The sequence below is a fragment of the Bacillus sp. AR13-1 genome, assembly GCF_008042285.1.
Taxonomy (GTDB): Bacteria; Bacillota; Bacilli; order Bacillales; family Bacillaceae_G; genus Bacillus_A; species Bacillus_A mycoides.
Genome location: NZ_QNUA01000010.1, coordinates 221,684 through 236,333, shown reverse-complemented (window position 1 = coordinate 236,333; position 14,650 = coordinate 221,684). Strand labels below are relative to the sequence as shown.

Sequence of the window (14,650 nt, the reverse complement as noted above, 5' to 3'; positions counted from 1 at the left end):
AATGATAGTGTTAGGAGAAATTAAATGATGAAAGCATGGAAAAGTATTTTTGTTTTATGCAGTTTTCTTCTTATGTTAAGTGGTTGCTTCCAGCAAGAAGAAAAGAAGGTAGAACCTAAAAAGAAAGAATCTATTCCAGAAACAAAAGAGTATGGTGGGCGTGAGCTTAAAAAAGTAGGACAAAAAGTGAAAGAAAAAGGGTGGGGGACATTTGAATTAGAACAGATTCATTCTGTGAATCAGACATTTGAAGTAGCCCCAATGAAAATTCACGTACAAGATGTTAAAGTTATCTCATTATCACAAATGAGCAAAGAGGCAAAAAATACATTGAAAGTGTATACTGCATTAACTCCTGAAGAAGTAAAGCGTAGATTGGGAGATAAAGTGAGTCAAGAAGATGCTGAATTATATGCATCGTTAAGTGGAACAGAGATTAGCGATACGATTCGGTATGTTGAAATTACATATAAGGTAGAGAATAGTGGAGATAAGAACATGCAATTTTTCTCTATGAATGATGTTGCTATAAATGACAAACAACATTTTAATGTAGCGACTCAAAACTTTTTATATGATGAAGATACGCTCGTTGGTACAAAGAGTGTTTCAAGGGAAGATTATAGGCCTGGTGAGACACGAGAAGGAATTATCGGTTTAATACTTGATGATGGAAAAGAAAAAGTAAAGGATATTAAGTTTACGACAGATGATTTAGCAGCAGGAGACACAAATGAAGCTGTTAAAGAACCGCAAACTTTTAATATTTCACTCTCTAAATAAAGTGTCTTTATAATAATTTAAGCAAAAACAGTCAGCATAAAAAGTTATGCTGACTGTTTTTTTAGCTCTTTCACATATGAATCTACACTTTGAAAAGGCACTGTAATTTTAAAAGCATCTTTTTGCTCGTTAAATTGTTTTTCATTATAAGGACCAAATCGTTTATTATGCTTTACATCGATAATCCAATAATGTTCAATTTTTTTATTTGTAATTGCTGCGTCAGGATTGTTTGGATCTGATTTTTCCTCAATTTGCTTTGTGATAATGTATTTATCGTCCCAAGCAATTTCTGTAATTTTTGCAGGGATGTATTGTGTAGCATATACAGCATCCTGCGATGGGAAAAGTTCAAATGCATCTCCAGAAGTATGTATGAGTTCATATTCATCGTTAATTGTATAGGTTAAATGGTTTGTATTGCCTGTGCAACCTGTTAATAAGAGTGCGGCAAATAGGATTATCCATCTTTTCAATATGGGAACCTCCTTTATAATGCTGTTGTAACACATTGTACAAGAAAAGTAAGCGAAACGCCAGTTTACAATGTTTTTTAGAAGTGGTACGATGAAACGGGTAAAGAAGGATATGAAGGAGTCGACACAAAATGAAGTTAAAGATGCATCGTCCAGCGCTTGTAATGAATCGCATAGGTGCTTCCCTTATTGACATGTTTTTAATCTCGGTTACGTACGGTGCAGTAGTAGCTATTATTACAGGAAACTATAGTGCTATTTTTAATCGTTTTAATATAAGTTTAGGTGACTATAGATATGACCTTACACTTGTTTTCGTATTAATGGCTATAAATTTTATTCTGTTACCTTTTCTTTGGAACGGTTCTACACTTGGTAAAAAGGTAACAAGAACAAAAATAATCTCGTTAACAAGTGAAAAACTAACGTTACAAACATTAATAATACGATTTTTGGTATTATTATTACCAAGCATATTATTACTTGGAGTTCCATTAATATGCAATGTATATATGATGTTATTCCGCAAAGATAATTGTGGCTTCCATGATGTAATTGCAAAGACAAAAGTGATGAGTCTTGTATAATTAATATTTAGAGTATACGTGCTACTAATGAAATAAGACTTTTTATTGTTTGTATATAAAAAGTCTTATTTTTAATTTCATGAAAAATTCCATAAATGGAATTGATATAGGGCGGATATTTCCTATATAATACCCTCCATATTATTGATGGATGTTTAAAGAAGCTTTAGCTAATTCAAACATCCTATTTTCGTTTTGAATAGATTGAAAATTGAGAGAATGATATAATGGGTATAAATAATATCGTTATATAACAAAGGGGGATTTGGAATGACTGGAGGTAGCTTAATATTTTGGGGAATTCTTATTTTTATTGGTTTAACCTTCGATCAATATAATAGTAAGAAAAAAAAAGAAATAAAAAAGTAATCGCTTACAAGCTGTAGCGTGAACTTTTCCTGCTTGCAGACTAATCTAATAAAGGAGTATACTGAATGACGGTAAGACTTATAGAAGGGGTAATGAAAATGAAGCTTGCAGGAAAGGTTGCCATTGTAACTGGTGGTGGCATCGGTATTGGACGTAGTACAGCTCTTTTGTTGGCTAAGCAAGGCGCAAAAGTAATTGTGACGGACATTGATCAAGAAAGTGGACAAGCAACAGCCGAGGAAATTACGGATTTAGGCGGAGAAGCACTTTTTGTATCCTACGATATGGGGAAACAAGGAGATTGGCAACGTGTTATTAGTTTTGCTATGGAGGCATACAGTCGTATTGATATGCTTTTTCAAAATGCTGGTCTATATAAAATAGATTCTATTTTTTCTCGCCAACAAGAGAACGATTCCAATGTACTTTGTATTAATGACGTTTGGATAGAGATAAAACAATTAACGTCATCTTTTATGAAACAGCAAGAAGAAGTGGTGCTTAGTGATTTACCTGTTTTTGGTATTATTAGCACGAGAGGACAATCATTTCATACAATAGAAGCCCTAGTATAATAATGGAAAACCGCCCCCAGTATATATGTGGACGGTTTTTTTGTATGTTCTATTATAGAACTTTATTTTTTAACGAATACGTTGTTCGGTTTGGCTATCAAAGAAATGTGCTTTATTCATATCAAAAGCAAGTTTAATTTGGTCACCAGGTGAAAAAGTATGTCTTGCATCAACACGTGCTGCAAAATCTTGATTTCCAAGTTTCATATATAAAATGGATTCAGCCCCTAACAACTCTGCAACTTCAATTTTTGTTGTGAAAGTAGTAGATTGTGAAGCTTCTAAAAATAATAGTTCATCATGAATATCTTCTGGACGAATACCTAAAACAATTTCTTTATTTACATAGCCTTGTTCGCGTAATAACTTCATTTTTCCTTCAGATACTTTAAACTTTAGTGAACTGTCTATAACGAAATCGGTTTCAGTTAATTTTCCACGGAAGAAATTCATTGCGGGTGAACCGATAAAACCACCAACGAAAATATTTTCAGGTGTTTCATATACTTCTTTTGGAGTTCCAATTTGTTGGATTTTGCCGTCTTTCATAACAACAAGGCGTGAAGCCATTGTCATTGCCTCAGTTTGATCATGTGTTACATAAATTGTCGTTGTGCCAAGGCGGTGGTGTAATTTAGAAATTTCTGATCGCATTGCAACACGTAGTTTAGCGTCTAAGTTTGATAATGGTTCATCCATTAAGAAGACTTTTGCGTCTCGAACAATTGCTCTACCTAATGCAACACGTTGACGTTGTCCACCTGATAAAGCTTTCGGTTTTCTATCTAAATATTGTTCAAGCCCTAAAATTTGAGCTGCATGTTTCACTCGACGGTCGATTTCATCTTTCGGTATTTTTCGAAGTTTTAATCCAAATGCCATATTATCATACACACTCATATGTGGATAAAGAGCGTAGTTTTGGAAGACCATTGCGATATCTCGATCTTTTGGAGGAACATCGTTCATTAGCTTACCATCAATTGAAAATTCTCCTTTTGAAATATCTTCAAGTCCAGCTACCATTCGTAGTGTTGTAGATTTTCCGCATCCAGAAGGACCAACGAATACGATAAATTCTTTATCTTGAATGTGTAAGTTAAAATCTGTTACGGCTGTTACGTTATTATCATATATTTTATAAATATTTTCTAATTTAAGTTCTGCCATGATATTTCCCCCTAGAAAGTTTATGCAAACGTTTTCTTTGAATTTATTATAAACGAATAGATTCAAAAAAGAAATAAAAACACTATAAAAAAATAAAACGTTTTCATTATCCCTATGAATATATAATAAGTTCCACATGTTTTATTAGAAAAAGAAAATAAATATTGTAAGCGCTATTTTAAATTTGGATAGAATCTGTTATCATTCAGTAATGAAAACGTTTGCGCCTTGGAAAAAAAGAAAAAAGAATCAATAGTATAGATGAAATGGGGTAGCATAATGGGAAAACAATGGTGGAAAGAAAGTGTAGTATATCAAATTTATCCTCGTAGTTTTATGGATAGTAATGGTGATGGTATAGGTGATCTTCGTGGTATTCTTGCGAAGCTAGACTACTTAAAAGAATTAGGTATTGATGTAATTTGGTTATCACCAGTCTATGAATCTCCAAACGATGATAATGGTTACGATATAAGTGATTATTGTAAAATTATGAACGAGTTCGGAACAATGGAAGATTGGGATGAACTATTACATGAAATGCATAAACGTAATATGAAACTTATGATGGACTTAGTTGTTAATCATACTTCAGATGAACATAATTGGTTTATTGAATCATGTAAATCGAAAGATAATAAATATAGAGACTATTATATATGGCGCCCTGGAAAAGAAGGGAAAGAGCCGAATAACTGGGGAGCAGCATTTAGTGGATCTGCATGGCAATATGATGAAATGACAGATGAATATTATTTGCATCTGTTTTCTAAAAAACAGCCAGATTTAAACTGGGATAATGAAAAGGTAAGACAAGATGTTTATGACATGATGAAGTTTTGGTTAGAAAAAGGAATTGATGGGTTCCGTATGGATGTTATTAATTTTATTTCTAAAGAAGATGGCTTACCATCTGTTGAAACGGATGAAGAAGGATATGTTTCAGGGCATAAACATTTTATGAACGGTCCGAATATTCATAAGTATTTGCATGAAATGAATGAAGACGTATTGTCTCAGTATGACATTATGACGGTTGGGGAAATGCCTGGTGTAACGACAGAAGAGGCTAAATTGTATACAGGGGAAGCTAGAAAAGAACTGCAAATGGTATTCCAATTTGAACATATGGATTTAGATTCCGGAGAAGGCGGGAAATGGGATGTAAAACCATGCTCACTTCTTACTTTGAAACAAAATTTAACAAAGTGGCAAAAAGCATTAGAACAAACAGGATGGAATAGCCTTTATTGGAATAACCATGACCAGCCTCGCGTTGTATCTCGTTTTGGTAATGATGGAGCTTATCATACTGAATCAGCAAAAATGTTAGCGACAGTACTTCATATGATGAAAGGGACACCATATATTTATCAAGGAGAAGAAATCGGAATGACCAATGTTCGATTTGAATCAATTGATGAATACCGAGATATTGAAACACTAAATATGTATAAAGAAAAAGTTATAGAGCGCGGCGAAGATATAGATAAAGTGATGCAGTCTATATATATAAAGGGCCGAGATAATGCTAGAACTCCGATGCAGTGGGATGATAGAGAACATGCTGGATTCACAACGGGTGAGCCTTGGATTGCGGTAAATCCTAACTACAAAGAGATTAATGTGAAACAGGCAATCCAAGATGAAGAATCAATTTTTTATTACTATAAAAAATTGATTGAATTACGTAAAAACAATGAAATAGTTGTGTATGGAACATATGATTTAATATTAGAAAATAACCCTTCTATTTTTGCTTATGTAAGAACATATGGAGAAGAAAAGCTTCTGGTGATTGCAAACTTTACTGCAGATGAATGTGTATTTGAATTGCCTGAGGACATTATTTATAGTGAAGCAGAGTTATTAATACACAATTATGATGTAGAAAATGTATTGATAGAAAACATTACATTACGACCGTATGAAGCAATGGTATTTAAATTGAAATAAGAAAAGCCTTATGCCACCCTGGCATAAGGCTTTTACTATTACCATTTTAAAATAGAGAATCCATACGGTGGAAGTGTAACTTGTAATACACTTGCTTCCGCTGAAAATTCTTCGTTTGTATAAATGTTAATTATTTTCTTCCTGGTAATATGAAGAGGGAGTGAAGTTGTAACTTCACTGTTAGTAGGATTTAAAACGAAAAAGATAGTTTCATCTTCATATGTTTTTGTATAAGAAATATAATTATGTTCATCATTTGCCTCAATGAATTGAAAAGTACCATTTCCTCCAAATGCTTTATGTTGTTTCCGTAATGAAATTAATGTTTGTATATGTGTAAATAAAAGAGTATCTTGTTCTTTTTCATCCCATATCATACATTTGCGGCAGTCAGGATCCATTCCACCATCCATACCGATTTCATCGCCGTAATAAATACAAGGAGAACCGATGAAAGAAAGGTGAAATACATAGAGTAACTTTAACTTATTTTTATCCCCGTTACATGTTGCTAAAATTCTAGGTGTGTCATGACTGTCTAATAAATGAAATGCCGCTTCATTTACATTCATAGAGTAGGAATGTAGAGAATCGGTAATTTGTTTCATAAATTCACTTGCATGAATGGATTCGTTAGCAAAGTAAGAAAGTAGAGCGTTTGTAACAGGATAGCTCATTACAGCATCAAATTGGTCACCTTGTAGCCATGGGAGTGCATCGTGCCAAATTTCACCTAAAATATATACTTCAGGATTTAATGCTTTTATTTCACTTCGGAATTCTCTCCAAAAACTGTGATCGACTTCATTTGCTACATCAAGGCGCCAACCGTCTATATTGAATTCTCTTACCCAATAACGCCCTACTTCAAGTAAATATTCTTTTACATCTGGGTGTGCTGTATTTAATTTAGGCATATACGGTGTAAATGCGAAAGTATCATAATTGGGAAGTGGCTCGGTTATAATTGGAAATTCATGAATATGGAACCAATCTTTATAGGCGGAATTTTCACCTTGTTCCAGCACGTCTTGAAATTTATCAAAGAAGTACCCGCTATGATTAAAAACAGCGTCGAGCATTACTTTTATACCATGTTTATGACACTCCTGAACGAGTTCTTTGAAAGTTTCTTTCGTCCCAAATTGTGGATCGATTTCCATGTAATCAATTGTGTCATATTTATGATTCGAATGAGCTTTGAAAATAGGAGTGAAATATATTCCGGAAATTCCAAGCTTCACAAGGTAATCAAGGTTTTGAATAATACCAGCAAAATCTCCGCCGAAAAAATTAGTTGGAGTTGGTTCGGTACTTCCCCAAGGGAGGGTGTTTGCTGGATTTAATGTGTTATCCCCGTTAGCGAATCGTTCCGGGAAAATTTGATACCATACTGTGTCTTTAATCCAGGATGGTGCCCTGAAAACGTCTTTTGCATGAACAAATGGAAAGCAGAAAAAGTTACCGACATCGTCATTTGGGATATTAGAAAAAAATCCTCGTTCTGTATAAATAAAAGTTTCTACGTCGTTTTTTAATTCGAATCCATAACGTAAGCGTTTAAATTTTGGTTTGATTGAAACGGACCAATAATCAAATAACTCAGTAGATCCAGTTTTTTTCATCGGTGTACTCGCTGTAATCCATTTCCCGTCCTGCCATTCGTACGGGTCACCGTAGATGAGAGCGGCGTTGTGAACATCATCTCTTTTTGTGTGTATTCGGATGTGAATTGTTTTTTCGTCGTAAGCGTATGCATAATTATCTTTTGGCCTATGATAGATCGCTTCTTTAAGCATATAGAAAATCCCCCTTTAATATCTCTATACATATAGTTCCCTTAAACGAAATAATAAAGATTATGTTGCAAACGATTGCCTTCCACATAACTTTAATATTGCTTATAAGAGTAGTATTCATTTTATGTAAAGTCAATGAATAAAGAGTATGATAAGATTATTTTGAAAATTAATATTTGCAAAATGAATAAAAGGATGTATAATGATAGACAAATAGCGCAAACGTTTTCATAGATTTAGATATTGTTTGCGCTTCTATTAAACAATCAAATGCAAACGTTTTCAATTAAAGAGGTACATAGACAATTTAGGGAGGTTTTTGGGATGAAGAAAGCATTATCACTATTAACGATTTCAGCATTGTCAATTGGCATGTTATCTGCATGTGGACCGAAAGATTCAGGAAAAAAAGAGGAAAGTAAAGCGAAGAAAGACTATGATCTTCTCGTTTGGGAAGATGATAAAAAAGGTGTTGGTTTAGAACCAGCAGTGAAAAGCTTTGAGGAAAAATATAAAGTAAAAGTAAAAGTTGTTGAAATGCAAATGACAGATCAAGTGAAAAAGTTACGTCTTGATGGACCAGCGGGGACGGGACCAGATGTTGTAACATTGCCACACGATCAAATCGGAAATGCAGTAACAGAAGGCTTAATTTCTGAAGTAAAAGCAGATGATGCTGTGAAGAGTAAATTTACTGACTTATCAATAAAGGCACAAACATACAACGGGAAATTATATGGTTTACCAAAAGCAATTGAAACACCAATTTTTATTTACAATAAAAAATTAATGCAAAAAGCTCCAGAAACGATGGACGAGCTATTTAACTTCTCAAAAGACTTTACGAAGGATGGCAAGTACGGATTTTTAACATTAGGAGATAACTTCTACTTTGCTAACGCGTTTATGGCAGGTATGGGCGGATATGTATTTGGTGAGAAAGACGGAAAGCCAAATGCAAGTGATGTTGGATTAAATAATAGCGGAGCAGTACAAGGTGCTGAATATCTTCAAAAATGGTACAAAGAAAAGTTATTCCCGAAAGGTATTATCGGTGAATCTGGTGGACCTGCTGCTGACGGATTATTCAATGAAGGAAAAGCAGCATCTATTATGAATGGACCGTGGGCGTTCCAAGCGATGGAAAAGAACGGAATTGATTATGGTGTTGCTCCAATGCCGAAATTACCAAATGGTCAACCGATGAAAACATTTGTTGGGGTAAAAGGATGGCATGTAACAAGCTTCTCTAAACAAAATGATTTAGCTACAAAGTTCACTGAGTGGGTAACAAATGAAGAAAATGCAAAAATTCGATTTGAGAAGACAAAAGAGATTCCTCCAGTAAAATCAGTAATGGAAGATCCAATTATTAAAGATAATGAAGCTGCAAAAGCAGTTGCAACTCAATCAGAAAATGGAATTCCAATGCCGAATATTCCAGAAATGCAAGAAGTATGGAAACCAGCTGGAGACGCTCTTCAGTTAGTTGTTACAGAAAAAGAGGAACCAAAATCCGCGCTTGATAGTGCAGTGAAACAAATTAAAGGAAATATTGAGGCAAATCATAGTAAGAAAAAATAAGGTGAAATTCGTGCCTCTAATAGGAGAGGCACGAATTCTCTCCCTTCCAAGTAGGAAGAAAAAAGGGGGAAGGAACATGCAAACATCTATGGAACCAATGAAAGATATGAATGGTTCGAAACATAGGAAAATGGCGACCATGTTATCTATTATTCCAGGCATGGGCCAAATATATAATAAACAATTTGTAAAAGGTCTTATTTTTCTAGTATTAACAGGTTCATTTATTGTAGCATTTGCTGATTTGTTAAATATGGGATTATGGGGAATTGTAACGCTCGGTACAGAAGTTCCACGTGACCATTCTGTCTTTCTATTAGTAGAAGGGATTTTGGCACTTATCGTCATAGTGTTTGGACTCGGAATATATGGATTTAACTTATATGATGCATACCAAAATGGGAAGAAACGTGATATAGGAACACCATTAAACTCAGTAAAAGAGCAATACCGTAACTTATTAGATCAAGGTTTTCCATATTTAATGGTTTCACCAGGATTTCTATTACTAATCTTTGTAGTTGTATTTCCAATCATTTTTGTAATCTTAATTGGATTTACGAACTATGACTTATATCACTCTCCTCCAGCTAAATTAGTAGATTGGGTGGGCTTTAAAAACTTTATTGATATTTTCACATTACCAATGTGGAGAGAGACATTTTTAAGTGTATTTTCTTGGACTGTCATTTGGACATTTGTTGCAACAACATTACAAGTTGCACTTGGTATTTTCTTAGCGATTATCGTAAATCAGCCTGGTATTAAAGGTAAGGCAATTATTCGAACAATCTTCATTTTACCGTGGGCTGTTCCAGCATTCGTATCTATTCTTGTCTTTTCGGGTATGTTTAATGAAACATTTGGAGCAATTAATAATCAAGTATTAGCTTTATTCGGGATTGAAAAGATTGCTTGGATGACAGATCCGTTTTGGGCGAAGATTGCTTTAATTATGATCCAAACGTGGCTCGGTTTCCCATTCGTATTTGCAATGACAACAGGTATATTGCAATCGATTCCAGGAGAATTATATGAAGCGGCTACAGTAGATGGAGCAACTGCTTGGCAACAGTTCCGCAAAATTACATTGCCACTTGTTTTATACGCAACAGCACCAATTTTAATTACACAATATACGTTTAACTTTAATAACTTTAGTATCATTTATCTATTTAACGGCGGAGGTCCTGCTGTAGCGGGGCAAGATGCAGGTGGAACGGATATTTTAATTTCATGGATTTATAAGTTAACGATGACTTCAGCGCAGTACGGAAAAGCAGCAGCTCTTACAATGATTTTATCGTTAATCGTTATTACAGTTGCGTTATGGCAATTTAAGAGAACAAAATCATTCCAAGAAGAGGATATGATGTAAATGAATATTAAACGACAAAAGATGTTACGTCTTTCATTAAGTTATTTGGTTATCTTCATAATGTGTGCGATTATTTTCTATCCATTACTATGGATTATTGGTTCATCGTTTAATCCAGGAGATAGTTTGTCTGGTTCTAGCATTATTCCAAAAAATGCTACGTTAGATCATTATCGTAAGCTACTTGATCTTGATTCAAGTAATTACTTACTTTGGTATAAAAATACGTTAAAAGTTAGTGTTATGACGATGATTTTTTCGGTGTTAGCAATTAGCTTTACTGCTTATGCATTTTCGAGATATCGTTTTGTCGGAAGAAAAAATGGTTTATTAACATTTTTAATTCTACAAATGATTCCGAACTTTGCAGCGTTAATCGCACTATATGTATTAGCGCAGTTAACAGGATTAATTGATACACATCTTGCATTAATTTTAATTTATGTAGGTGGAGCAATTCCAATGAATACTTGGCTTATGAAAGGGTATTTTGATACGATTCCGAAAGAGTTGGATGAGTCAGCCCGCATGGATGGAGCGGGACACTTCCGTATTTTTTGGCAAATCATTATGCCGCTTGCAAAGCCAATCGTAGCGGTTGTAGCATTATTCACTTTCATCGGTCCATTTACAGATTTCATTTTAGCAAGTATTATTTTACGCACGCCGGAAAATTACACTTTAGCAGTTGGACTCTATGAAATGGTAGCGAAGAAATTTGGTAATGAATTTACGACGTTTGCGGCTGGTTCCGTATTAATTGCAATCCCGATTTCGATTTTATTCTTATCACTACAAAAATACTTTATTTCTGGTTTAACAGCTGGAGGTACGAAAGGATGAGAAATGGGACATTATGTCCCATTTTTCTTTTCATCTCTCTATAAAAAAATTATAGAGAGATGAAAAGAGATTTGACATCGCATATGAAAAGAAGTGAAATAAATAGTATATTATAGTATAGGAAAAAAGAGCTATATCCCTTACAATACATGGAGAGGGAGAATATGATAAGTTTTGCAAGATAGAATAAATAAATGACAGTTTATGACTTCTCCTATGACTTGCAACGGGTGCAAGATAAAATATATGAAAATGGCAGAGAAGTGAAAGGAGGGGATTTTTATGACAGTTACAATTAAAGATGTGGCGAAGAAGGCGAACGTAGCACCATCAACTGTTTCTCGTGTAATTGCTGATAATCCAAGTATAAGTGAAAAGACAAAGCGCCGTGTTCGAAAAGTAATGAGTGAATTAGGGTATCATCCAAATTTAAATGCAAGAAACCTTGCGAACCAAACGACGAAGACACTTGGTCTTGTTATGCCGAGTTCTGCAAGTAAAGCTTTTCAAAATCCATTTTTCCCAGAAGTTATAAGAGGAATTAGTTCATTTGCACATGTGGAAGGGTATGCGCTTTATATGTCAACTGGTGAAACGGAAGATGAAATTTTTAATGGTGTTGTAAAAATGGTACAAGGGCGTCAAATCGGTGGTATTATTCTTTTATATTCAAGAGAGAACGATCGGATTATTCAATACTTGCATGACCAAAACTTCCCGTTTGTTTTAATTGGAAAACCATATGATCGAAAAGATGAAATTACATATGTAGATAATGACAATTATACAGCTGCAAGAGAAGTAGCGGAATATTTGATTTCATTAGGCCATAAACAAATCGCATTCATCGGCGGTGGATCAGATTTACTTGTAACGAGAGATCGTTTGGCGGGGATGAGTGATGCTTTGAAACTAGCAGATATTCTATTGCCGAAAGAGTATATTTTACACTTTGATTTTTCAAGAGAGAGTGGTCAACAGGCTGTTGAGGAATTAATGGGACTAAAGCAACCACCGACGGCAATTATGGCAACGGATGATTTAATTGGACTTGGCGTGTTAAGTGCGCTTTCTAAAAAAGGATTTGTTGTACCGAAAGATGTTTCGATTGTAAGCTTTAACAATGCTTTATTATCAGAAATTGCTAGTCCACCACTTTCGACAGTTGATGTGAATATTTATCAATTAGGGTATGAAGCGGCAAAAGCTTTAGTTGATAAGGTGGAGCATTCTGAATCTACTTCAAAATGCATTATTATTCCGCATAAATTATTGAAGCGTCAAACTTGTGATCATTATGCAACAAAAAGCTAAGAGTTTAACTCTTAGCTTTTTTCTTTAGAAAGGCTTCTAAACGGTCACAGCCTTCTTTTAAAGTTTCAATACTGTAAGCATAGGAAAGGCGAAGGTAGCCTTCACCGTATTCGGAAAATGCGGTTCCAGGAACAACGGCTAGCCCAGCCTCTTTTACAAGATCAAGTGCAAAATCAAATGATGAAGATGTTAAATGTCCAACATATGGGAATAAATAAAATGCACCTGTTGGCTTCTCAACCGTTAAACCCATTTGAATGAGTCTATTATATACGTAATCACAGCGTTTTTTGTATTGATAGCGCATCATCTTCGGGGCATCTTTAGCAGCTGTTAAAGCTTCGATTGCAGCATACTGAGCGATTGAAGTAGCGCATGTAACATTGTATTGATGAACTTTTAATATGTGTTTTGCTAAATATTCTGGAGCAAATAAAAGTCCGATACGCCAGCCGGTCATAGAATGTGATTTTGATAAGCCGTTAATGACAATCGTCTTATCACGCATTTCTGGGAAATGAGCGATAGATGTGTGTTTTTCTTCATATACAAGTTCACTATAAATTTCATCAGAAAGAACGAAAATATTTTTATCTTTTAAGACAGATACAATATCTTCTAATTCTTCTTTTGATAAGGTAACACCAGTTGGATTAGAAGGATACGGTAAAACGACGCATCTTGTTCGTTCTGTAATTGCATGTTGCAATGCTTCAGCTGTTAAACGAAATCCAGTTTCGCGAACATCTATAAAAATAGGAGTTGCACCACATAGTCGAATAATCGGCTCGTAACCAGGGTAAATAGGAGCAGGTAAAATTACTTCCGTTCCTGGTTCTAAAATAGTTCGGAATGCAACATCGATCGCTTCACTAGCACCGATTGTAACAATGGTTTCGTTTTCAGGTGAATAATGTAAATTGTAGTTGTCCTTTACAAAGTTACAAGCTGCCTTGCGTAATTCTAGTAAACCAGCGTTATGTGTATAGCTTGTATAATTTTCTGTAATGGCCCGTTTAGCTGCTTCTTTTACTAGAGAAGGTGTAGGGAAATCGGGTTGCCCAATTGTTAAAGAGATAAGATTATCATAGTTTTGAATCATATTAGAGAACTGACGGATTCCAGAAATTTGGATGTCCTTCACTCTAGGATTAATGAATTGTTCCATTGTATCTCCCTTTCTTCCGTTTGAAAATTAAGTTCATTTTATCATATTTTCAACTATTACGCTTTGTTTATAAAATTTCCCTCGCTATTTGTGAAAGATAAGAATCGTATCTTAAAATTCAGTGGAAGTAAGAAATTATGTGAGGGTTCAAATGTCTATAAGAGTATAAGCTGTGTGAGTTAATTAAAGTTTCACTTAAGCATAAACACAAAAAAAGCCGCTGCAAGCGACTTTTTAATAACCGTATTCCCAATCTATTTCATCTTCGTTCCAAAGTACGGAAGATACTTTGCCAAGATGGACAACGGATTCATTTACAGCACATGTACAGTCTTCGTCCCCTGCTTTATGTTGCAATTCTTCGTATACTGATTTTTCAACGTTTTCTAGCACAACCAAATTTTCTTCTTTTAAAACAAGCGTAGTACCCGCCATATTTATCTTCCTCCTACTAAAGTAATGATCACTTATTTGTAAACATAGATAGTATGGATTATATGCTGTATTTTGCGATAGTTGTCCGTCTAGTGAAGTGTTTTTTATTTTCTTTGTAATCCGTATTCATTGTATACTGCACGAAGGAAATTTGGTACAGGGTTTACAATCATTTCGGAAATTTGTAACATTTATTATTAGTTGTTAACAAAT

General features: G+C 34.5%; 14 protein-coding genes. 9 read left to right on the top strand and 5 right to left on the bottom strand.

What is annotated here, in order from left to right; translation table 11 throughout:
• The first annotated feature begins 24 nt into the window (after positions 1–24).
• A complete protein-coding gene (locus tag DN408_RS09230; protein ID WP_078213431.1) occupies positions 25–783 on the top strand; it encodes a hypothetical protein in 759 nt (252 codons plus the stop codon).
• A 44-nt stretch (positions 784–827) separates the two neighbouring features.
• Here the strand turns inward: DN408_RS09230 and DN408_RS09225 are convergent, their stop codons facing one another.
• Entirely contained in the window at positions 828–1,259 is a 432-nt protein-coding gene (locus DN408_RS09225; protein ID WP_002128907.1) for a DUF3997 domain-containing protein, read from the bottom strand.
• 131 nt (positions 1,260–1,390) lie between these two features.
• Between DN408_RS09225 and DN408_RS09220 the strand changes: the two genes are divergently transcribed.
• From DN408_RS09220 to DN408_RS09210, 3 genes are all read left to right on the top strand, one after another.
• Positions 1,391–1,846, top strand: a complete 456-nt coding sequence (locus tag DN408_RS09220; RefSeq protein ID WP_078213430.1) for an RDD family protein — start codon at positions 1,391–1,393, stop codon at positions 1,844–1,846.
• A 270-nt stretch (positions 1,847–2,116) separates the two neighbouring features.
• The gene (locus DN408_RS09215; protein WP_002111552.1) at positions 2,117–2,215 is read left to right on the top strand and encodes a hypothetical protein; all 99 of its coding nucleotides are present in this window, start codon (positions 2,117–2,119) and stop codon (positions 2,213–2,215) included.
• A 65-nt stretch (positions 2,216–2,280) separates the two neighbouring features.
• Positions 2,281–2,790: an SDR family NAD(P)-dependent oxidoreductase gene (locus DN408_RS09210; protein ID WP_002066937.1), complete on the top strand. Its 510-nt coding sequence runs from the start codon at positions 2,281–2,283 to the stop codon at positions 2,788–2,790.
• A gap of 69 nt (positions 2,791–2,859) precedes the next feature.
• On the opposite strand, the gene DN408_RS09205 is transcribed toward DN408_RS09210, so the two are convergent.
• A complete protein-coding gene (locus tag DN408_RS09205) occupies positions 2,860–3,960 on the bottom strand; it encodes an ABC transporter ATP-binding protein (protein WP_002128903.1) in 1,101 nt (366 codons plus the stop codon).
• A gap of 279 nt (positions 3,961–4,239) precedes the next feature.
• Between DN408_RS09205 and malL the strand changes: the two genes are divergently transcribed.
• Positions 4,240–5,916: an oligo-1,6-glucosidase gene (gene malL / locus DN408_RS09200; RefSeq protein ID WP_002128902.1), complete on the top strand. Its 1,677-nt coding sequence runs from the start codon at positions 4,240–4,242 to the stop codon at positions 5,914–5,916.
• Positions 5,917–5,954: 38 nt separating this feature from the next.
• On the opposite strand, the gene DN408_RS09195 is transcribed toward malL, so the two are convergent.
• Positions 5,955–7,715 (bottom strand): alpha-glycosidase, encoded by a 1,761-nt coding sequence (locus DN408_RS09195; RefSeq protein WP_002128901.1) that lies wholly within the window; start codon positions 7,713–7,715, stop codon positions 5,955–5,957.
• Between the two features lie 324 nt (positions 7,716–8,039).
• Between DN408_RS09195 and DN408_RS09190 the strand changes: the two genes are divergently transcribed.
• The 4 genes from DN408_RS09190 to malR all read left to right on the top strand — a co-directional run bounded on the left by DN408_RS09190 (position 8,040) and on the right by malR (position 12,834).
• A complete protein-coding gene (locus tag DN408_RS09190) occupies positions 8,040–9,299 on the top strand; it encodes an extracellular solute-binding protein (RefSeq protein WP_050000347.1) in 1,260 nt (419 codons plus the stop codon).
• A 76-nt stretch (positions 9,300–9,375) separates the two neighbouring features.
• Positions 9,376–10,677, top strand: a complete 1,302-nt coding sequence (malC, locus tag DN408_RS09185; RefSeq protein ID WP_002088367.1) for a maltosaccharide ABC transporter permease MalC — start codon at positions 9,376–9,378, stop codon at positions 10,675–10,677.
• Entirely contained in the window at positions 10,678–11,520 is an 843-nt protein-coding gene (gene malD / locus DN408_RS09180; RefSeq protein WP_002088365.1) for a maltosaccharide ABC transporter permease MalD, read from the top strand.
• Between the two features lie 282 nt (positions 11,521–11,802).
• Positions 11,803–12,834: a maltose operon transcriptional repressor MalR gene (malR, locus tag DN408_RS09175; protein WP_002014809.1), complete on the top strand. Its 1,032-nt coding sequence runs from the start codon at positions 11,803–11,805 to the stop codon at positions 12,832–12,834.
• 4 nt (positions 12,835–12,838) lie between these two features.
• Here the strand turns inward: malR and DN408_RS09170 are convergent, their stop codons facing one another.
• Positions 12,839–14,002 (bottom strand): aminotransferase A, encoded by a 1,164-nt coding sequence (locus DN408_RS09170; protein WP_002128899.1) that lies wholly within the window; start codon positions 14,000–14,002, stop codon positions 12,839–12,841.
• A gap of 234 nt (positions 14,003–14,236) precedes the next feature.
• On the bottom strand, positions 14,237–14,437 hold the full coding sequence (locus DN408_RS09165) for a hypothetical protein (RefSeq protein ID WP_000929276.1): 201 nt from the start codon (positions 14,435–14,437) through the stop codon (positions 14,237–14,239).
• Positions 14,438–14,650 lie beyond the last annotated feature (213 nt).